Source organism: Streptomyces cinereoruber, assembly GCF_009299385.1.
Classification (GTDB): Bacteria; Actinomycetota; Actinomycetes; order Streptomycetales; family Streptomycetaceae; genus Streptomyces; species Streptomyces bikiniensis.
In genome coordinates this window covers 262,257-283,082 of record NZ_CP023693.1, presented here as the reverse complement: position 1 = coordinate 283,082, position 20,826 = coordinate 262,257, and the positions used below count along the sequence as shown (strand labels likewise).

15 protein-coding genes and 2 pseudogenes are annotated in these 20,826 nt (G+C 72.4%); 9 read left to right on the top strand and 8 right to left on the bottom strand.

The window, feature by feature from the left end:
• The first annotated feature begins 58 nt into the window (after positions 1-58).
• The 3 genes and pseudogenes from CP977_RS01315 (at position 59) to CP977_RS01310 (ending at position 2,120) form a co-directional block, all read left to right on the top strand.
• Positions 59-994 (top strand): helix-turn-helix domain-containing protein, encoded by a 936-nt coding sequence (locus tag CP977_RS01315; RefSeq protein WP_152369459.1) that lies wholly within the window; start codon positions 59-61, stop codon positions 992-994.
• Positions 995-1,160: 166 nt separating this feature from the next.
• Positions 1,161-1,468, top strand: a pseudogene (locus CP977_RS35440) (IS256 family transposase); the annotation flags it as partial.
• Positions 1,452-2,120 carry an MFS transporter gene (locus CP977_RS01310; RefSeq protein ID WP_423625778.1) on the top strand — a complete coding sequence of 223 codons (669 nt, stop codon included), beginning with the start codon at positions 1,452-1,454 and terminating at the stop codon, positions 2,118-2,120. The pseudogene CP977_RS35440 and the gene CP977_RS01310, both read left to right, overlap by 17 nt.
• Before the next feature lie 140 nt (positions 2,121-2,260).
• On the opposite strand, the gene CP977_RS01305 is transcribed toward CP977_RS01310, so the two are convergent.
• On the bottom strand, positions 2,261-3,226 hold the full coding sequence (locus CP977_RS01305; RefSeq protein WP_152371474.1) for a LysR family transcriptional regulator: 966 nt from the start codon (positions 3,224-3,226) through the stop codon (positions 2,261-2,263).
• A 98-nt stretch (positions 3,227-3,324) separates the two neighbouring features.
• On the opposite strand from CP977_RS01305, the gene CP977_RS01300 reads away from it, so the two are divergent.
• The 6 genes and pseudogenes from CP977_RS01300 (at position 3,325) to CP977_RS01275 (ending at position 10,807) form a co-directional block, all read left to right on the top strand.
• Positions 3,325-4,152, top strand: coding sequence for an oxidoreductase (locus CP977_RS01300; protein WP_109186183.1), 828 nt, complete (start codon positions 3,325-3,327; stop codon positions 4,150-4,152).
• A gap of 36 nt (positions 4,153-4,188) precedes the next feature.
• A complete protein-coding gene (locus tag CP977_RS34405) occupies positions 4,189-5,445 on the top strand; it encodes a DnaB-like helicase C-terminal domain-containing protein (protein ID WP_152369457.1) in 1,257 nt (418 codons plus the stop codon).
• A gap of 352 nt (positions 5,446-5,797) precedes the next feature.
• Positions 5,798-6,193: a protein kilB gene (locus tag CP977_RS01290; protein WP_152369456.1), complete on the top strand. Its 396-nt coding sequence runs from the start codon at positions 5,798-5,800 to the stop codon at positions 6,191-6,193.
• 570 nt (positions 6,194-6,763) lie between these two features.
• Positions 6,764-7,144: pseudogene (locus CP977_RS34640) on the top strand (early set domain-containing protein); the annotation flags it as partial.
• 89 nt (positions 7,145-7,233) lie between these two features.
• Positions 7,234-7,311 (top strand): hypothetical protein, encoded by a 78-nt coding sequence (locus CP977_RS34635; RefSeq protein ID WP_234364802.1) that lies wholly within the window; start codon positions 7,234-7,236, stop codon positions 7,309-7,311.
• Between the two features lie 241 nt (positions 7,312-7,552).
• A complete protein-coding gene (locus tag CP977_RS01275) occupies positions 7,553-10,807 on the top strand; it encodes a phosphoinositide-specific phospholipase C-related protein (RefSeq protein ID WP_152369455.1) in 3,255 nt (1,084 codons plus the stop codon).
• A gap of 480 nt (positions 10,808-11,287) precedes the next feature.
• Here CP977_RS01275 and CP977_RS33930 read toward each other — a convergent pair whose 3' ends face one another.
• The 7 genes from CP977_RS33930 to CP977_RS01235 all read right to left on the bottom strand — a co-directional run bounded on the left by CP977_RS33930 (position 11,288) and on the right by CP977_RS01235 (position 20,814).
• Positions 11,288-11,824, bottom strand: coding sequence for a hypothetical protein (locus tag CP977_RS33930; protein WP_062760850.1), 537 nt, complete (start codon positions 11,822-11,824; stop codon positions 11,288-11,290).
• A gap of 45 nt (positions 11,825-11,869) precedes the next feature.
• Positions 11,870-13,087, bottom strand: coding sequence for a MinD/ParA family ATP-binding protein (locus CP977_RS01265; protein ID WP_152369454.1), 1,218 nt, complete (start codon positions 13,085-13,087; stop codon positions 11,870-11,872).
• An 88-nt stretch (positions 13,088-13,175) separates the two neighbouring features.
• Positions 13,176-13,766 carry a sigma-70 family RNA polymerase sigma factor gene (locus CP977_RS01260; protein ID WP_063915309.1) on the bottom strand — a complete coding sequence of 197 codons (591 nt, stop codon included), beginning with the start codon at positions 13,764-13,766 and terminating at the stop codon, positions 13,176-13,178.
• Between the two features lie 333 nt (positions 13,767-14,099).
• The gene (locus CP977_RS01255; RefSeq protein ID WP_162603088.1) at positions 14,100-15,380 is read right to left on the bottom strand and encodes a S8 family serine peptidase; all 1,281 of its coding nucleotides are present in this window, start codon (positions 15,378-15,380) and stop codon (positions 14,100-14,102) included.
• Between the two features lie 8 nt (positions 15,381-15,388).
• Positions 15,389-18,802, bottom strand: coding sequence for a right-handed parallel beta-helix repeat-containing protein (locus CP977_RS01250; RefSeq protein ID WP_152369453.1), 3,414 nt, complete (start codon positions 18,800-18,802; stop codon positions 15,389-15,391).
• A gap of 16 nt (positions 18,803-18,818) precedes the next feature.
• Complete coding sequence (locus CP977_RS01245) at positions 18,819-20,291, bottom strand: hypothetical protein (protein WP_167538848.1); 1,473 nt, start codon at positions 20,289-20,291, stop codon at positions 18,819-18,821.
• Positions 20,292-20,379: 88 nt separating this feature from the next.
• Positions 20,380-20,814, bottom strand: coding sequence for a hypothetical protein (locus CP977_RS01235; protein ID WP_062760845.1), 435 nt, complete (start codon positions 20,812-20,814; stop codon positions 20,380-20,382).
• Between the last annotated feature and the right edge of the window lie 12 nt (positions 20,815-20,826).

Sequence of the window (20,826 nt, the reverse complement as noted above, 5' to 3'; positions counted from 1 at the left end):
CCTCGCGGCAGCACCCCGCACGAGAGTCGGAAACGACAAGGCGCGTACAGTTTCGGACATGCCCGCTGTCGCGTTGGCCGTCACCGACGGCATGCTCCACTACGAACTGTCCGTGGCCGTCGAGGTCTTCGGCGCCGACCTGACCCACATCGTGGACCCCTGGTACGACTTCATGGTCTGCGGGAACGGCCCGGTGCGCGTCGACCGGTTCAGACTCGAACCCGACCATGGACTCGACCACCTCGCGCACGCGGACACGGTGATCGTCCCCGGCTGGGCCGACACGGATCGCGAACCGCCCGCCGACCTGGTCGAGGCGGTGCGCGCCGCCCACACGGCGGGCGCCCGCGTCGCCTCCCTGTGTACCGGCGCCTTCGTCCTGGGCGCGGCCGGACTGCTCGACGGCAGGCGCGCCACCACACACTGGGCTCACACACGGGAACTGGCCCGGCGCCACCCCAAGGCCACCGTTGATCCAGACGTCCTCTACGTCGACAACGGCGACGTCCTCACCTCCGCGGGCAAGGCCGCCGCCATGGACCTGTGCCTGCACCTGGTCCGCCTCGACCACGGATCAGCCAACGCCAACAAGATCGCCCGCCGTCTGGTCATCCCGCCCCACCGCGACGGCGGTCAGGCCCAGTTCATCTCCACCCCCGTGCCCGAGCCCGACAATCACCCCCTGGGAGAACTGTTCCCCTGGGCACTGGAACGACTGGACCAGCCGCTCACCGTGGAGCACCTGGCCCGCCAGGCCCGCATGAGCTCACGCCACCTCGCCCGCCACTTCAAACACCTGACCGGCACCACACCCCTGCAGTGGCTCCACACCCAACGCATCCGCCACGCACAGGAACTCCTGGAGACCACCGACGCCACCGTCGACACCATCGCCACGGCCACCGGCATGGGCACCGCCACCACCCTGCGCCGCCACTTCCACCGCAGCGTCGGTGTCCCACCTGACACCTACCGCCGCACCTTCCGTCCCTGAGCATGCTGCCTCCGGCCAGATGAACAGCCATCCGGATCCCTATCGACATGAACCGACCAACTGGTCCTCCCAGAACCAGCGGCGAGCCTCAGCCACCGGACTGGATTGCCCACAACTCGGGACTGTAAATCGTTCGGTGTAACTCCCTATCATGGAGGATGCACCGATGACCAGTGAGAACGTGACCGAGGCTGTCGAGCCGGCTGAGTCGACGCCGTCGAAGGCGGTGGACGACCGGCTGATCGACGAGCTGGTCTCCCGGGCCCAGGCGGAGGGCCTGCAGCTGACCGGCGAGGGCGGGCTGCTCCAGCAGCTGACGAAGCGGCTTCTGGAGTCGGTACAGGGCGAGCTGTCGTACCTCGTGGGCCCGGCGGCCGTGATCCTGTGCGCCACGAAGGTGGGCCCCAGCGCGGTGGCGTGGGGACTGGAGACCCTGATCGTGGTCGGCGGGACCGGGATGGCTCTGCTGAACCCGCCACTGGGGGCAGAGGACGAGGCGGAGGCCGAACAGCCCCCGCGACGGGAGTGGCTGGGCGTCGGCATGGTCGCCGTGCTGACGAGGGCGTTCGGTACGACGATGCTGCTCAGCGGCGTCGATACAGCCATCATTGCCACGCTCGAGGAAACAGGCCAGGCACCCTGGGCCGCCGTGGTCGTTGCCGTGCTCGGCGCGGGCTCTGTGATCGGAGGACTCGTCTACGGTGCGCTGTCACGGCCTCTGCCCACCTGGTTCCTGCTCGGCTTGCTCGGGCTCGTGACGCTTCCCGTCGGGCTCGCCCGCGAATGGCCGTGGTTGTGCGTGGCGGTCCTCGGCACAGGGCTTCTTGCCGCCCCCGTCCTTTCCGCGCTGGCCGATGCGGTGACCCGACTGGCCCCGGCCGGTGTGCGAGGTGAGGCAACAGGTCTGCAATCCTCCGCTCAGAGTGCGGGTTTCGCCCTCGGGTCCCCGATCGCCGGGGTGGCGGTCGACGTGTCCGTTCCGGCGAGCGACTTCGCCGCGGCCGGGCTCGCCGGCCTGGCCACCGCGCTGACCGGATACCTGCTGTGCCGCCGCAGGCCGTCACCGCGGGCACCCGCTTCGATCCGCCACGATCCGACGAACACAACAGATGCCGGCGTCCTGTGATCGGTGAGCCAGGCGCGTAACGGCCGCGGCACGTCAGTACATCGAAATCCGTGCAAGGGGAGACCTGGGTTGGACAGCCCGGCCGACTCCTCCCACTTGGGAGCCGACCGAGGTCACTCTGCGAACTCATCGGACAGGGTCTAGGACTTGCCTGATCCTGGCCCGTCGATCAGACCCTGGAAATCGCAGCCAATCGGGTTCGACCGCGAGGACCCGGCGACGTCGGCCGCCGCGTGGGCGTAGTTGCGGACGAGGGGCCGCGTGTCGTCCGTGCGCCAGGCGAGGGCGAGGCTGCTGGGGGTGAGGCCGTCGACGGGCCGGGTCACGACGCCGTCCCGGGCGAGGAGTGGGGCGTTGCCGGACGCGACCAAGCAGACGCCGAGGCCGCCGACGAGCGCCTCGTACGTCTCGTCGGTGCCGGCGATCACCCCGCCGATGGCCGGCGGGCGGCCGCCCCGGCAGTCCAGGGCCAGCCAGTGGTCGCGCAGTTCGGGCCCGGAGTCCGGCAGGGCGAGGAAGGGCTCGTCAAGCAGGTCCGCGAAGTCCAGGCGCGTGCGGGCGGCCAGTGGGTGTGTCTCCGGAAGGGCGACGAGCCGGGGTTCGGTGGCCACGACGACCCGGTGGAAGCGCTCCGCGCCGGCCAGCGGCAGCCAGACGAACGCCACGTCGCTGGAGCCGTCGGCGAGTCCAGCCGTCGGGTCCTCCCAGCCGACCTGTCGCAGTTTGAGGACGGCCTCCGGGTGGGCGGCCGTGAAGCGGGAGCGGATCGCGGGCAGCAGTCCGCCGCGCCCGGGACTGGTGCTCATGCCGACGACGAGGGTGCCGTCTGCGGCCTCACGGGCCCGCTGCACCGCCTCGTGGCCGGCTTCCCAGGCGGCGAGCACGGCGCGGGCGTGCGGCAGCAGGGCCGTACCGACAGCGGTGAGGGACACGCCCTGCCGGTCGCGCTCGAAGAGGGACGCGCCGAGATGACGTTCCAGGGCCCGTATTTGCTTGCTGAGCGCGGGCTGCGAGACGTACAGCCGCTCGGCGGCCCGGGTGAAGTGGAGCTCCTCCGCAACGGTCAGGAAGGAACGCAGTTCCCGCCCGTGGACATCCGTGATCATCATGCCCATGGGTTATCACGAGAGGTCTTGGTCGTCCAAAGCCCTTGTGAGGCAGCCTTGTTGTGTCGGTGGAAAAGACGCGAAGAGGGAGTACGGGCATGAGCAGGGTCTGGCTGGTCACGGGCGCCAACAGCGGTTTCGGCCGCGCCTTCACCGAGGCGGCGGTCGCCGTCGGGGACGTCGTGGTCGCCACGGCCCGCCGCGTCGAGTCACTGGCGGACCTGGTCGCCGCCCACCCCGACCAGGTGGACCCGGTCGCCCTGGACGTGACCGACACCGCCGCGATCGACCGGGTCGTCGCGGAGGTCGCCGCAAGGCACGGTCGCATCGACGTCCTGGTCAACAACGCAGGCCGCACGCACGTCGGTTCGGTCGAGGAGACTACAGACGCCGAACTGCGGGCTCTTTTCGACGTGCACGTCTTCGGCCCTGCCGCCCTCGTCCGGGCCGTACTGCCGCACATGCGGGCTCGGCGCTCGGGCGCGATCGTGCAGCTCAGCAGCGTCGGCGGGCAGATGTCGATGGCTGGCTTCGGTGCGTACAGCGCGACCAAGTTCGCCTTGGAGGGCATGTCCGAGGCGCTGGCCGCCGAGGTACGGCCGTTGGGCATCGACGTCCTGATCGTGGAACCCGGCGCCTTCCGCACGAGCCTTTTCGGCAACCACAGCCTGAGCGTGGAGGGAGTCGCGGACTACGCGGACACGGTCGGCGCGACCCGCGCGTACGTGGAGAGCGGGGGCGGCACCCAGGCGGGTGATCCGGCGAAGGCCGTCGCGGCGATCCTGGCGGCGCTCGACGCGAAGGAGACCCCACTGCGGCTCGCGCTGGGGGACGACGCGATCGACACCATCCGGGGCCACCTGGAGCAGGTGCGGGGAGACCTCGCGGCCTGGGAAGAGGTTGGCCGGGACACCAAACTGCCCTGACCGGTCGGCCTCTCCGAGCGCGGCGGCGTGTTGCGCATGCCGCCGCAGGACCTCGATGCCCAGATGTGCGTGCTGGGCGGCATGCTGCTGTCCAAGGACGCCATCGGCGACGTCGCGGAGCAGCTCAAGGTCCGCGACTTCTACAAGCCCGCCCACGCGATCGTGTCCGTCGTGATCGTGGAGCTGTACGCCAAAGGCGAGCCGGCCGACCCGATCACGGTCGGCGCCGAGCTCACCAGGCGCGGCGAGATCACCGGCATCCCCACCGGCTTCGTCGACCTGGACCCGCTCACCAAGGGCTGGCAGCCCGGCCAGCTCGTCATCGTCGGCGCCCGCCCGGCCGTGGGTAAGTCCACCCTCGCCCTGGACTTCGCCCGTGCCGCCGCCATCGAGCACGGCCGCAAGGTGGCGCTGTTCTCGCTGGAAAGGGGCGAGGAGGAGGTCGGCATGCGCCTGCTGTCCGTCGAGGCCCGCGTCGCGCCGCACCACCTGCGCGGCGACTCGGACACGATGACCGAGTCCGACTGGGAACGGCTGGACCGCTACGCGCCGGAGATGCGCGGTCTGCCGCTGTGGATGGACTACTCCACCAAGATCAGCCCCGGCCGCACCCGCTCCCGGATCGAGCACGTGACGCGCGAGACCGGGCGCGTCCCGGTGGTGATCGTGGACTACCTCCAGCTCATGACCTCACTCGGCACCCGCCGCGACTCCTCCCGCCAGGAGGACATCTCCGAGATCTCCCGGAGCCTGAAGATCCTGGCCAAGAGCCTGAGCATCCTCGTCATCGCCTTCAGGGCCACTACTCCCACTTCGTGTATATGGCGCAGACCTGACCCGAGAAGCTGTAGGGTCTCAAATTTGTGTCGGAATCTCACGGTCGGTGTCGGGTGGAAGCCGGATCCGACACCGACCGTGAGACACCGCAGTTCAGCGGTGCGCGGTGCCTACAGGGGCGCCGGGGGTTGTAAGCCACTTGGCCAGCCGAAGGGGTGGAGGAGCATGCGGGTCGCCATTGACGGGGCACACATCGGAAGCCAGGCGGACCTGCACCGGATTCTTGCCGGGCCTCTGGACTTCGGTCCGTACTACGGGCACAACCTGAGCGCCCTATGGGATCGTCTGAGCACGGATGTCGAGCGCCCGGTCGAGATCGTCTGGGAGAACGCTGCGGTCAGTCGTGGACGCATGGGCGATGAAGCATTCGAGGCGATCGCGTCAGTCCTGGCCCGAGCTGCCGCGGAAGACGAGTCGAACGCGCCGGACAAGAGGCTGACCGTGCGTTTCACCTGATCCGGAGTCCAGCGGCGAGCGGTCGAACTTCGCTGAGACGAGTCAAGCGGGTCGGGCCACCGCAAGGCCGGCGCCGCCATCGACTTCCGACACGGAGCTGAGACGCTGGGCGTCCTACACGGCGTGAGATGGCGGACAGGTTCGCGAGTCACGACCTCGGCGTCCGACACGGGCCGCGAGAACCTGCAGAAACCGCCTGTACGGCGATCTGGCGGCCTCGCGCCCTGTTCTATGCCTTGGCTTTGGCTATACGGAGGCCTGATCGCCGCTCAGGTCGCCGTACAGCGCCTCGCTTTCACCGGCGCCCGCAGGCCCGTCCGCTGCCCGTTCGTTCCGAAGGGGGAGCTTCGCCATGCTCGCTACCGTGATCGCCGTCCCGGGCGCCCTGTCAGGCGCCGTGGTCGCCGGACTGATCCAGCACCGCACCACCCGCGCGTCCCGGGACGCCGAGCGCGTCGAGCGGCGTCGGGACCGGGCCCTGGAGGCCGTGACCGCGCTCGCCACCCACCGCCGGGCCCGGTTCGTCCGTGAGGAGCTGCGCCTGGCCGGCGCGGACGAGATCCGCCTCGATGCCGCCCGTGCCGAGCTGTACGCCACTCGTGCCGCGATCGAGGCCCCGCGCGTCCTGGTCGCGGTCCTCGTCCCCGTCCTGGCACCGACCGTCGACGCGGCCGCGCAGGCCTCCTACGCCCTGCGTGAGGCCCCGACGCCGACACCCTCACCGTGCTCCGGTAGGACGGCGTTGTGATGTCGGTGCTGCAATGAGTGGTGTGGATCGTGAAGTTTCAGATCACGGGGGTGGTGTGCGGGCATTCCGTCGTGCTCGCGCTGGTCGGGGGCCGGCGTCCACGATGGAGATCCCCTGTCAGGGAGGCAGGGGCAGTTCTCGGGTTCTGCTGCGTCTGTTCTGATGGTCCGTCTACGATCCGTCGCCGTACGGATGCATCACCGGATCGCGGGAGGGAGCGGGGATGTCCGAGCTGGAGCGGATCACGGCTCGCCGGAGCGAGCCGGACGCGCTTGCCGAGGATTTGGGCAAGCGGCTTGGGAAGGTCGAGGCGGAGCGGAAGGAGTCGGTGGTCGCCGAGCGGGTGCTGCACCGGCTGGCCGAACAGGACTCGGCCGAGGCGGAGGCCGCCGCGGCTCCGGTGAAAGCGCAGGTGGCTGGGCGTGCGGTGCTGCCGATCCCGCACCGCGGCGATGCCCCGGACGAGTCCGCGCTGCCCGATGACCACCGCAAGATCATGGCGGTCGTTCGGACCGCCGATGGTCCGGTGCGGGTCAGGGCGGTGGGCGAGGAGCTGGGGCTGGAGGTGGGGTGGCTTCAAAGTGCTCGTGCTGGTCGGGGGCGTATGGCTTCCGGCAAGAAAAGCCGAGCTGGACCAGGTACGGGGGCAGCGAAGCCGTGCCGCGCAACTACCACAGCGTGGCCAACCTGCTGCCCGACGGGCGGGTCTTCTCCGGCGGGGGCGGCCTGTGCGGCGACCGCGCCACCAACCACGCCGACGGGTCGGCGTCCGCACCGCCGTACCTGTTCAACGCCGACGGCTCGTCCAAACCGCGGCCCGCCATCACCGGCGGCGTACCGCCCCGCGCCGCGGCCGGCACCGCGCTGACCGTCACCACCGGCGGCCCGGTCGCCTCCTTCGTCCTGATGCGGGCCGCGGCCGCGACCCACTCCACGGACAACGACCAGCGGCGCGTCCCGCTGACCTCCGCGCCCGCGGGCACCGGCGCGTACACGGTGCCCCCCCGGCCGACAAGGGTGTGGTCCTGCCGGACACGTACATGCTCTTCGCCCTGGACGCCCAGGGGGTGCCCAGCACCGCCCGCTTCATCACCGTCACTGACCCCGCGGCGGGATGACGGCAGAACCGCGTGACGGCCGAACGGCGGCTATGGGCGGCTTGATCACTCTTCGTTCATCTCGGGGTAAAACCCGGTCACTTCACGGCGCTAGAGTGCTCGTTCCCAGGTTGGAGGATTTCCGTCCGGTTCAGGTGTGGGACCGCCTGGCCAGCCGGGGTGCTCGCGCCGAGCCGGGCCCCGCGACTCGGACGGCAGGCCGGGGTCCCAGCTGCCGTTCCGAGAGAGAGTGTCTCCTCCCATGTTCAACAGAGATCGCCGCAGCATGCGGCTGGTCTTCGCAGCCGTGGCCGCGCTCACGGCCGCGCTCGTCGCCTCCGTCCTCCCAGGGGCGGCCGCCGCCGCGCCGGGACCGCCCAACCGGCTCGGGCCGGTCCAGATGCAGAACGCCGCGAACGGCCTCGCCGTGGACGCCGAGGCCGGGGACATGGAGGAGGGCCGCAAGATCCTCCAGTTCACGTACGGCGGCCGGCACGGGCAGCAGTGGTGGTTCGAGGCCGCGACCGGCTCCTCGTACTACCTGAAGAGCAACGTCAACGGCGCCTACTGCATCGGCCTCGACGGCACGCTCGCGGTCCTGAAGCTGTGCGGCGGCGACGGTACGACCTGGGAGTTCGAGCAGGTCCGGGCCGATACCTACCTGCTGAAGACGCCCGGCGGCGAGCAGTACCTCACGTCCCCCACCACGGCGGGCGGCAGGTCCAACAGCGGCGTCCAGCTCGCCCTCGGCAGCCGCGCCGAAGCCGACACCGGCCGCGGCCACTGGCACCTGACCGACCTGGTGCTGGAGGAGTACACCCCGCCGGCCGACCCTCGGCTCGACCAGGCGACGTTCCTCACCACGCACAACGCCTTCAACTCCTACGGGGACGGCTTCGTCTTCCCCAACCAGTCCCGCAGCATGGCCACCCAGTTGGACGAGGGCGTCCGCGGCATGATGCTGGACGTCTACGACGGCGGTGAACCCGAGGATCCGCTGCGCATGTGCCACGGCACCTGCGTGGTCGGCGGCAACCGGGTCTTCCAGGACGGACTGGCCGACATCGTGACGTTCCTGCAGAAGGACGCCGACGCTGTGGTCACCGTCTTCATCGAGGACAGGGTCACCGACCGGGCGAAGATGGCCGGCGAGATGGCCGCCATACCAGGTCTGAAGGAGCTGGTCTTCGACCCCGAGGTGCAGGGGGTGGCAACCCACGGCTGGCCGACCCTGTCGCAGATGAAGGGCCTGGACAAGCGGCTACTGATCTTCTCGGACCACAGTGACGTCCCCGAGGTCGGGGTCCGCCTCCAGCGCAACTGGACGGTCGAGAACTTCTGGAGCATGGGCGGCCTCGCGGGCAACAAGGACTGCTACACCCGCTGGGACGAGATCCCGCTCACGCGGCAGGAGCCCGGCTTCACCCCGCTGTTCGTGATGAACCAGTTCCGCGACGCCCCCACCGCCATCACCGCCGCCATCGACAACGGCGACTCCCTGGTCGACCGGGCGCTGAACATCTGCGGCCCGGCCGCCCGCAAGACGCCCAACTACGTCGCCGTCGACTTCTACGAGCTGCCCCTCGGCGGCTCCACCCACCGCGCCATCGAGACCATCGGCCGCCACCGGTACACCTCCGAGGCCGCCGCGAACCCGGACCCGCCCTCCCAGCTCCTGAGCGCCTACAACCGCAAGGCGCAGCTGCCCGGCATGCCGAACTGGTCGGCCGCCGGCTACCGCGGCGGCAGCGCGCTGCCCGGCGAGGCACAGCACACCGGTGACGAGGCCTGCCGCATCACCCCGGAAGAGCTCGACGGCACCTACGGCGTCAAGCCGGACGACGAGGCCGACGACTCCGCCGGCCTCCAGCGAGCCATCGACGACATCCGCACCCGGTGCGGGGGCGCCGCGCAGTTCGAGCGGCTGTCGCTGATCACCCTGCCCGCCGGCAAGCTGAACGTCAGCCGCCAGATCTCCGTGGACGCCAGCTACCTGACCATCCGCGGCCAGGGCAGCGACCCGGCCCGGCCCGGGGGCACCCGGATCGTGTTCCGCCCCGACGACAGCACCAAGTACGACACCCTGACCTCGGACGGCAGCCGCTGGGACCAGGACGCCATGTCCTACGGGTCGGGCGCGGACACCGGCAAGGGCGGCTGGATGTGGCCCGGCCGCGGCCTGTTCCGCGTCTCGACCCGCGAGGTCGCCCCCCGGTACGCGGACGAGCTGGCCGCCGCCCCCGCCAACCGCAAGGACCTCTTCGAGGGCTCGATCAACCAGCACTGGGCCTCGGGCGTGAAGCTGCGGACCTCCGCGGCCGCGCCGGGCTTCTCCGCCAAGGAGGGCGACCGGGTCGTCCACCTCGACGCCAAGGCCGACCCGGCCCGCTTCCCGGTCGGCGGGCACGTGTGGGTGGGTGCTGCCAACAGCCGGAAGTTCTATGACCTCCAGAGCGCCACGGACGAGGGCCGGTACGAGAACCTGCACATGCGCCAGCAGGTCTTCCGCATCAGCTCCGTCGATGCGGCGAACCGTACGCTGACCCTGGACAAGCCGCTGGAGTTCGACCTCCCGGTGGACTCCACCTCGGACGGCTCCGCCGCGATCGACGGCACCGTCTACCCCAGCAAGGTCACCCCGTTGAAGATGGTGGTCGGCGTCGGGTTCGAGAACTTCTCCTTCACCCAGGACATGCCCGGGATGACCCCCGAGCAGGCCCGGCACAACTACGGCAACCTGGCCCCCGCGTACGCCATGCACGGCCTGGTCTTCAAGTGGGCCGCCGACTCCTGGGCCCGCGGCGTCCGCGCGGAGATGACCGGATCGCACCCGATCGTCACCGAGGTCGCCAAGAACCTCCAGTTCGAGCGCAACCACCTCGACGGCGCCTGGAACAAGGGCAAGGGCGGCAACGGCTACTTCCGCGGCAGCCGCGTCTGGGACACCCTCTACGCCTTCAACACCACCCGCAACCTGCGCCACTTCACCCTCCAGTGGTCGGCCTCGGGCAACGTGGTCTACGGCAACGACTTCGACTCCGACCTGAACCTCCACGGCGGCTGGGAGCGCCGCAACCTCTTCGAGAACAACACCGTCCGCGTGCCGTACGAGCACTACTCGGGCAACTGCACCGCCCGCTGCGGCGGCGAGGGCGGCGACGTCGAGGCCGGGACCTGGTACCCGATCTGGTGGGCCGCCGGGGCCAAGGCGCTCAAGTGGTCCGGCTCCTCCGGCCCGCAGAACGTCTTCCACAACAACACCCTGTCCAAGCAGCTCACCCCGGGCGGCCCGTACACGGACTACCTGCCGTACGGGAAGACGGGCGCGGGCGCCCAGCCGGTCTACCAGTTCGGCTCCGCGCCGGGCGACCCGTCCCGCTTCCAGCACCTGACCCAGGGCGGCAGCCCGATCGCCGACTGGAACGGCCGCGAGAAGGCCGACTTCACGGCGGGCGCGGGCGTGGACTCCACCCACACCGCACCGCTCACCTCCGTGTTCCTCAGGAACGCGGGGTAGCGGCAACCCGCTGAACGCGCGGCCCGGGCAGTCCGTCTGCCCGGGCCGTCGCGTTCGATACGGGCGCGCCCCGCGGCGGGCGCCCCCTGACACGGGTGCGTCCCCACCCGGAGGCGGTTGTATCGGACCGCCGATGGTCCGGTGCAGGTCAGGGCAGTGGGCGAGGAGGTGGGGTTGCGCGGGAGGCTGGAGCCGCTGCGGGCGAAGTCGACCAAGCTCGCCGACCGTGGATGGCTGCACGAGCGGCCCGACGGACGGTTCGCCGCCCGGGCCCCGCGCCTGGACCGCGCGCTGAAGAGAACCACCCGATCCGGCGGCGGAGTCGTACTGCCGGACGGCTCGCTGATGCGCACCCGCCGCCGCCCCAACGCCTCGGTCCCGCCGTTCTCGCGTGCACGCCTCCCTCCGGGCACTCTCCGCGAGGCCTCGGCGTTCGGACGTCCCCGCCCGAACGACTCCGGCGGGGCGGGGGCCCCGGCCCTACCAGGGGCTGCTGCTGCTCGTCGACGTCCCGCCCCCGGAGACCGTGGGCGGGACACCGAGGACGGAGCCGCCCGAGGAGGACCGGGTGGGGACCGAGGTGGGACCGGCGGCCACGCGACGGGCGGGAGCGTCCGCCGTCGATTGCGTGACCGCCCGGACCGGCGTCTCCCGGACCGTCTCGCGCGAATGCCCGGCCTCCTCGCCGACCCGCTCCAGGCGCAGCACCAGATTGCGTTCGTGCCGGTTACCCCCCGGCCAGTCCACGTCCTTGCTGGTGACCGTCTGCGTACGGACGCCGCCCACCGTCTCCCAACGGCTCCTGACCGCACGGATGTTGGGTCGCCACCGGCCCTCGTACAGGTGCTCCACCTCCAGGTGCCAGCTCGGCGCGTCCACGTGTCGGACCACGCCGACCTCGCCGGGGATCTCGATCCGGGCCCCGCGCGCGCCTGACACGGCGACCACCGCGCGTTGCGGCCAGTCGGCGTCGAGACCGATGACGGTGATCCGGCAGGGGCCTTCGTACCAGGCCATGGGTGCTCTCCAGTGTTGTCGGGACGGATGAGGGGGAGTGCGGCGTCAACCACGGGGGAAGTTCTGGACGACGAGTGCCGCCAGTTCGTAGTAGGCGGCCCGGGTCCGGCTCCGCAACCACGCCGGATCGACCTCGTCGCCCCGTGCCAGGCGGGGATCGTGCGGGACGGTCACCACCGCCCGGCAGCGCTGCCGGAAGCGGGCCACGGCCTCGTCCGTCCAGACCGACCGGCCCGAGGACGATCGCACGCCGGAGACGACCGTCACCGCCTGCCGCGCCTTCTCCTCGTGACCGAGGGCGGTCAGCCGGTCGAAGACGAGAGCGGCGCCGCTCATGCCGTCCTCGCCCGGCGCGGCCGCGACGACCAGCTGGTCCGACAGCTCCAGGACCGCGCGCAGGGTGTCGTGCGGCATGCCCGTCCCGGAGTCGGTGAGGACGATCGGGTAGTGGCCGCCGAGCAGGCCGACGACCTGCCGGTAGTCCCGCTCGTCGAACGTCCGGGGATCCGCCGGGTCCGGATCGTGCGCCACGACCTCCAGGCCGCTGGGGGTCTGCGAGGTGAACGCCCGGATGTCCATGTAGGTGCGCAACCGGGGTGCCGCGACCACGAGATCGTGCACGGTGGCGTCGGACTGCCGCTGCACCCGGCGGCCCAGGGCGCCCGAGTCGGGACTCGCGTCCACGGCGACCACCCGGTCGGCCCGCTCGCGCGCCAGCACTGTGCCGAGCGCCAGGGTGGTGGTCGTCTTCCCGGCGCCGCCGTCCAGGCCGATCACCGCGATCCGGTGGCTGCGCAGCAGCGGGACACGGAGGGGGTCGGGGGAACTGCCCCGTGCCCCGCGCCGCCCGACCCGGAAGAACGGACGAGCAGCACGTCGTGCCGGCCGCGTCTCCGCCACGGGCTCCGGTGGGCCGGCCGGGGCCGGCTCCGCTGTTTCCGCCCCGGCCCCTGCTTCCCTCTCCGAGGGGTGCTCCCGGTCCGGCTCCGGAGCCGGCGCCATCGGTACGGGCTCCGGCGGGGCCGCGCTCACGGGTACGGGATCGGCGGACACGGGCTCCGCCGGGGCCGGGACGACGGGCGGGGGCTCCACAGGCGGGGGCTCCGTCGGTACGGCTTCGGCGGCCGACTCCGACCGTGCTCCGACCGATGTCTCCACCGGTGCTCCCGGCGGGTCCTCGCCCCGCCCCGCGCGCCAGTGCTCGGGGCTGTAGTCGGGTGCGCCCGTCCAGTGCTCGAGCGCGTCCATGTCGTTCCTGGCCACGACAGCGACCACCTCGACCCCCTTTCATCGGTCTCCCGGAGGAACGGCCCGGCGGGCCCGCCCGGTTCAGACGGCACGGTCCGGATGGTCACGCCGGGGCGAGACCATGCCGCTCCAGGGCGGAACGCAATGCCCGCACCGCGTAGAAGTTGCGGGACTTGACGGTGCCCAGGGGGATCCCGAGCACCGCGGCCGCGTCCGTGGTCGAGCGGTCGTTCAGGTGCAGTTCCACCAGCACCTCCCGGTGGTGCCGGGGCAGTTCGGCGAGCGCGCCGCCGACGGCGTGTGCGGTCACGATCTCCTCGTAGGGGTCGTCCGGGGCCGCGCGGTCCTCCGGCGCCTCGTCGCCCAGTTCCTTCGCCCGGGCGGACTGCGCCCGGAAGTGGTCGATGGCGATCCGGCGGGCGACGGTGAAGAGCCAGGGACGGCCGTGCTCGGGGCCCCGGGTCAATGCCTGGGGGTTCTGCCAGGCGCGCAGGAACGTCTCCTGGAGCATGTCCTCGGCTTTGCCCCGGTCCCCGCTGGTCAGGCGGAGCAGGGCACGCAACAGAGCGGAGGCGTGAAGCCGGTGAAGCTCCGCCAGCGTGTCGCGGTCCATGGTGGGGCGGGGCCGCACCTCCGCGCGGACGTCAGGTCCCGTCTCCTCGCGGACCGTGCCACCGACACCGTGTTCGTGCATTCCCACCCCGGTCGTTCCTCCCTGCCGCGCGTCGACGACTCCGAGACGGCGGGCAGCGGCATAGATCGGCCGACGGCTCCGGGTCCGTCGGACTGGTCGGGAACGACTTTGGCAACCGGGGCTAATGCCCTGCTAATACTCGGGTGTGATCGCGGCCCGTCCGATAACGCGCTGCTAAAGGCCGTCCCGCTCTCCTCGGCGGGCGTGCGGCGCCGAGCGTGGTGCAGCGCAGGGCGGGGGACCTCCGCGCGCCGGACGCACGCGGTGGTCCCGTCGGTGCGGCGGAGCGCCGTAGCTGTCGCCGCACGTTCGTCGGGGACGACGGGACGGCTCTCAGGCCGGGTCCGAGCCGCTCTCCGCCGTCGCTTGCGGAGCGCGGTAGCCGCCCGGTCGCCACTGCCGCCGGCGGCCTCGCGGTACCACGGCGGCGGCCCCCGCCACCCCCGCCAGCACCGCGAGGGAACCGGCCGCCACCCCCCATGCGGACCCGGCGGCGGACGGCCCCGGCGCGGGCGGCATCGCCACCCCGGGTACCGTCGCCCGCCCGTCCGGGACCGCCGCTCCGCGCCGCTCCTCGGGGAGCACGGCCGTGACGGCGGCGATCGGGTCGACGGAGCCGTAGCCCCGTACCCGGTCCGGCACCGGTTCGCCCGGTCCCGACGTGGTGGAACGGAGCCGGTGGACCAGGGCCTGGACGCTCAGCTCCGGCCGGCGTTCCAGGACGAGGGCCGCCGTTCCGGCCACCAGCGCGGTCGCGTAACTCGGTCCGGAGGCCGTGAAACTTCCCCGGCCGCCCGGTCCGGGGCCGGTCATCGCCTCTCCCGGCGCTGTCAGGTCCACTCGGCCCTCGGGACGCTGTCCGGACGTCTTCCCGCCGGGACCGGTCGCCGCCACCGACACCACCTGCGGGTGGGCCGCCGGATATGCCACGTCCTTCGTCCCGTCCGGTGCGACCGGGGCGATCACGACCGCGCCCCCGGCGACCGCGTGTCGCACGGCACTTCTCAGCGCCGGGCTGTCCGAACCCGTCACCGCCACCACGGCGATCACACGGGCGCCGCCGTCGACCGCCGTCCGGATGCCCTGGGCGAGGAGTCCGGGGGTGGTGTTTCCCCGCCGGTCGGTGACCGGGACGTCGAGGATCCGCGCCCGGGGCGCGATCCCCGCGAAACCGGTCCCCGGGGTGCGGGCCGCCGCGATCAGACCGGCCGCGAAGGTGCCGTGGCCGACACAGTCCGCAGCCGGACCGGCGCCGGACCGGCGCGGCGTCCGCTTCAGCCGGCCGCCCAGCAGCCCGGCGGCGTCGTCCACCCCCGAACCCACCACCGCCACCGTCACCCCGGATCCCTCGGAGAGCGGCCAGACCGTTTCCGGGCGCAGCAGTGCCTGGGGCCACGGCAGTCCGGTGATCTCCCGGTCCGACGCCTTGCGGCAGGCGTCGTCGGAGAGCCGCTGCGTGACGGCGGGCAGCGAGGCGGGATCCGCCCCCGCCGTCCCGGTCCCGGGCGAGCCGGCCCCGATGCCCGGGCCCGGCACGGCTGCCGCGCTCCCCGGCAGCAGGGCCGGGGTCCCGCACAGCACCGCCGCCGCGAGGACCGTCGTCCCGCCCCGCACGCCCCACCTCACGCGACACCGTCCGGCACCCGGTCCCACGGCACGTCCTGCGGCAGCAGCAGGCTCAGTTCGGCCACGTCGTCGACGTCGAGCCTGCTGAGCCTGCCGGCCTGCCGGGTGATCATCGTCTCCAGCACCTGGCGGGCGAAGCGCCCGTTGCCGAAGTTCCGGTCGCGCGGCACCGCGGCGAACAGCTCGCCGAGCGCCGACAGGGTTTCGGGCGGGCACACGTACCCGGACTTGTCGGACAACGCCCCGACGATCCGCACCAGTTCCTCGTCGGTGTAGTGCTCGAAGACGACGGAGCGGGAGAAGCGGGAGGCCAGGCCCGGGTTGGAGTCCAAGAAGCCCTGCATCTCGTCGGCGTATCCGGCGACGATCACCACGACCTCGTCGCGGTGGTCCTCCATCAGCTTCATGAGGGTGTCCACCGCCTCCTGCCCGAAGTCGTTGCCCGTGCCGCCGCGCGGCGTCAGCGTGTACGCCTCGTCGATGAACAGCACGCCGCCGCGCGCCCGGTCGAAGGCGTCCTTCGTCAGCTGTGCCGTGTGTCCCACGAACCGGCCCACCAGGTCCGCCCGCGCCGTCTCCACCAGCTGGCCGCCCGGCAGCACGCCCAGTTCGGCGAGCAGCTGCCCGTACAGCCGGGCCACCGTCGTCTTACCGGTGCCGGGCGGACCCGAGAAGACCACGTGGTGGCTGATGGTGGCCGTCGGGAGCCCCGCCTCCTTGCGCCGGTTGACCTGTTTGATCAGATTGACCAGGTCCTCGACCTGCTCCTTGGCGGCGGGCAGGCCGATCATCGCCCGCAGCTCGTCGAGGAGTTCCGTTCTGCGTTCCTCCGGCGCGCCGACCGCCGCGGCCGCCCTGGCCGCCTCCGCCCCCACGTCCTCCGGCTTGAGCAGCACCAGATCGGCGTTGCCGATCTCGGGCAGCGCGGCCAGCCGGGACGCCTGCCGGTCCACCATCTCCTCGAAGACCTTGCGCGCGGCCCGGCCGTTGCCGAAGTCGGCGCCCTTCGCCATCGTCCCGAAGTGCAGCCCCAGCGCCTCGCGGGTGCCGTCGGCGAGCCGGTAGCCGTGCGAGGCCGCGGACATCTCCACGATCGTGGTCAGTTCGTCGTCCGCGTAGTTCTCGAACTCCACCGTGCGGCTGAAGCGGGACGCCAGGCCCGGGTTGGAGTCGAGGAAGCCCCGCATCTCCTCCGAGTACCCGGCGACGATCACCACGACCTCGTCGCGGTGGTCCTCCATCAGCTTCACCAGGGTGTCGATGGCCTCCCGGCCGAAGTCCGGCCCGCTGCCACCGGTCCCCTGCGACAGCGTGTACGCCTCGTCGACGAACAGCACGCCGCCCAAAGCCCGCTGGAACACCTCCGTCGTCTTGATCGCCGTCCCGCCGATGATCGACGCCACCAGATCCGCCCGCGCCACCTCCACCAGATGCCCGGACGGCAGCACGTCCAGTTCGGCGAGGATCGAGCCGTAGAGCCGGGCCACGGTCGTCTTGCCGGTACCGGGCGGTCCCGCGAAGATCAGGTGTCGGCTCATCGGCAGGGCGGGCATTCCCGCCAGCTCCCGGCGCCTGGCCAGCTTGTTGAGGTTGACCAGCGTGGCGACCTGCTCCTTCACCCCGTCCAGGCCGACCAGCGCGTCCAGCGCCTCCATCGGCCCGTCCGGCCGGCGCGACGCGGCGGGCGCCGCCTCCGAGCCCTCGCCGGGGGAACCGTCCGGTGCGTCCTCGAGGTCTCCTTCGCCGCGCTGCCCCTCCGCCGCCACCGGGCCGCCGGCCCCGGCGGTCACCTCCCCGTACGAGTCGGGAAGCCCGTTCTCCGTACTCGTCAGGTTCTCCACCGCGAGCCGCGCCGACGGTTTGAGGCGGCGGAGTCCCGAGCCGCCGTTTCCGGAGACCGTGCAGTCGTGCACCCGGACCGCTTCCGCGGAGTCGACGCGGATCCCGTCGCCGGTGTTGTCCACCGCCTCGCACCGGTTCAGCGCGGCCCGCCCGCCCTCCGCGACCCGGAAGCCGTACCGCCGGCAGGACCGCGCCCGGGACCGGGCCGCGGTCAGCTCCCCGCCGTCCTCGACGAGCACGCCCTCCTGCGGCGAGCCGGCGACCTCGCAGTCCCGCAGCGTCGCCACCCCGCCCCCGCCGACCGACACGCCGGCCGCGCCCGTCTCCCGGACCGTGGTGGTGCCGACGTACGTGTCGCCGCCGTCGGCGACCCGCACTCCGGCCTGCCCGGTGGCGGAGATCTCCGAACCCTCCAGACGGCCCCGGCCGCCCCGGGTCACCTCCACCCCGGCCCCGGCCACGTCCGAGACGTTCAGCCGCCGCAGCATCGGATTGGCGCCCTCCAGCACGCGCACCCCGGCCGCCGCGCCGCCGCGCACCTCCAGCCGGTCGAAGTCCGGCGCGCTGTCCCCGGTCAGATGGACCCCGGCCTCCTTCGCGTCCCGCACCGAGCACCGCTTGAACGAGGGACCCGAGGACTCCTCCACCCAGATGCCGGTGCCCTCGGCCGCGGTGACCTCGCACTCCTCGAACGTGCCGCGCGAACGCCCCGTCACGTGGATGCCGTTGCCCTTCGTCCGGGAGACCCGGCATCGGGTCAGCACCGGATCGGTGCCCTCGGAGAGCGCGACGCCGTGCACCTTCGTGGCGGACACCGAGCACTCCTCCAGGACCACCCGCTCCTTGGAGCTGATGTACACGCCCAGCAGGCAGTCCCGCACGGAGGTCCGTACCACCCGGGTGGCGCTGTTCTGCTCCAGGGCGATGGCGGGTTTGTCGGTGGCCGAGATCTCGCAGTCCTCGATCAGTCCACGGCCCTCGCCGTTGGCGCACACCCCGTTGCCACGGGCGTCGCGCAGCACGCAGTTGCGGAAGGTCGGATTGGCCCGCTCGCCGATGACCACCGCCGAGGTGCCCAGGTGCTCCACGACACAGCCGTCGATCACGCTGGTGCCGGTGGACGTCTCCACGATCCCCGCGCCGCCCGGGTTGGTCACCCGGCAACCCCGCATCGCCAGCGACCCCTGCTGCCGGGTGAGCACGGCCGTCCAGGCGTTGCCCACCACTTCGCAGTCCTGGAGCGCCGCCTGCCCGCGCGGCACGTCCACGGCGGGAAGCTCGTCGTCCTGCCCCTGGAGGACCAGGCCCGTCAGCTGCACCGCCTCCGCCACCACCTGCACCACCGTCCCCCGGGGCGGCACGATCCGCACGGTCCCGTGCGGGTCCTCGGCGGTGATCGTCACCATCTTGGTGATGACCAGGTTCTCCTCGTACCGGCCCGGGCGCACCGAGATCACCGCGCCGCTGCGCGCGGCCTCCAGGGCGGCTCCGATCGTGCGGTACGGACCGCCGGCGGACGGGCGGTCGTGTTGCGCCTCAGCGCTCACGGTCAGCACATGGCGCGACATGCGTGGAGGTTTCCTTTCAGGCGGAGGTGCACTGGACACGGGCGGCGTCTCCCGCGTGATGGGCGTAGGTCTTCTGCGAACCCGACCAGTCCAGGCCCCGGTCGTGCAGCTTCACCGTCAGCACGCCGCCGGTGACGCGGACGCTGCCCGCGCTCACCCACTGGCCCCGCAGAGACGGCTGGTCGACGTTGAACGACCGCAGGATCGGATCGCTGCCCGTGGCTCCCGCGTGCACCGTGTAGTAGGCCGGTTTGCCGCCGACCGCCTTGATGTCGCTGTTGTTCGGGACGTGCACCGAGACCTGGCAGGTGCCGGAGGTGACGGCGCCGGTGCGGAAGGTCCAGCGCAGCGCGTTCCCGGCGTCCGAGCCCGCCTTCCCGGACATCGGCAGGGAGAGGAAACTGCCGTTGCAGCCGCCGCCCACGTAGCCGCCGGAGGTGTACTTCCGCCAGCCCTCTTTGCCGTCCGTGTACCAGCCGCTGTACGTGAAACTCGCACCGGTGCCCGCGCAGTTCGGCCCCGCCACGGCCGAGTACCGCTGCTTCGCCGGAGGCGGCGGCGGTGCCTGGGTGGCCGGCCTCTGCGGAGCGACGGTCTCCCGGGGGACGGCGGGGGCCGTGGTGGGGGCGGAGCCGCCCTTGGCGGCCGAGGTCGGGTTCGAGCCCCGCCCGGTGCCGGGCGCCTCGGAGGAGGTGGGCGCCGGGCTCGTGTCCACCCCGGCACCGATCCCGGCGCCGATCCCGGCGACACCGGTGGACAGAGGGCCCTTCCCGGCGACCGGGGACCTCTTCCCCGGGGCGCCCGTCGTCCCGGGTGCGGGGGTGCCGGGCGACGCGGAGCCCTTCTCCGGGGCGTCGGCCCGCGGGACGAAGCCACCGGGGCTGCCGTCGGCCTGGTCGTACCCGGTGGGGCGCGGCGGCACGGAACCCGGTCCCGAACCGCCGCCGCCGATCTGCGAGAGCAGCAGGGGCACGCCCATCAGGACCACGCCCGAGGTGGCTGCCGCGGCGATCATCGGCTTCGACAGCCGCCGGCCGGGGCGGGACCCGATCCGCGCCGCGGGGGCGGCGGCCCCGGCCGCTTCGGCGGCGAGCCCGTCCGCGTCGGAGGCGGCCTGCGCACCGCCCGCGGAGGCGGCCCCAGGGGCCTCCTCGGCGCCGGGCGTTTCGGTACCGGCCACCCCCGCGCCGATCGTGCCGGTGCCGGTGCCGGTGCCGGTGCCGGTGCCGGTATCAGTATCGGTAGGGGTGTCGGTTCCGGCGTCGTCGTCGGCGGGGACGGCCGGGGCGGTGCCGGTGGGCGCGGCCGGAGGCTTCGGCCCGGCGGCTTCCTCCGGAGCCGGCTCCGGCGCCACGGCACCCGTCACCGGCGCGCTCCCGGACCCCTCCTCGGGCTCCCCGTCCGCCTCCTGCCAGGCGACCGCGGGCAGGCTGATCGCCGCCGCGTCCCGCCCGGCGGCGTCTCCGGCCCGCACCTCGTTGTCGTCCACCGTCATTCCCCTCGGTCCCCTCGGTCGTCGCGAACCCTCCGCGCACGTACGAACGGACCGGCGGTGCCGCGGGGTTCACCTTCCAGGGTCAGCCCAGCGGATGGACCTCCGTGCCCTCCGGCACCGGGGTCAGGACGAAGGCGGCGGCCCGCTCCACGACGTCCTGCCCGAGGGGCCCCGGCGCCGTGTAGCCGGGGTCGCTCAGGTGCGCCAGCAGCTCCGGGTCGGGGGCGAGCGCGTAGTGCTCCAGGTAGTACGCGACGGTGTCCGTCCACACCCACCGTCCGTCCGTCCGGAAGGTCAGCGGCACCTCCGCGGTCCGGGACGGGTCCAGCACGTCGTCCATCAGGACCGGCGTCGCGAGCACCGGCGTGCCCGCCGCCAGCCGCTCCAGCAGCAGGGTGTGCAGCTCCAGGTCCTCGATCACCGGATGGTCCGTGGCGAAGCCCGGCCCCGTCATCGGGTCCGCGTGGTCGAAGACGGAGGCGAGCCGGAACTCCGGCCGGGGCGCGGGGTCGGTCATGGCGTGGTCCTG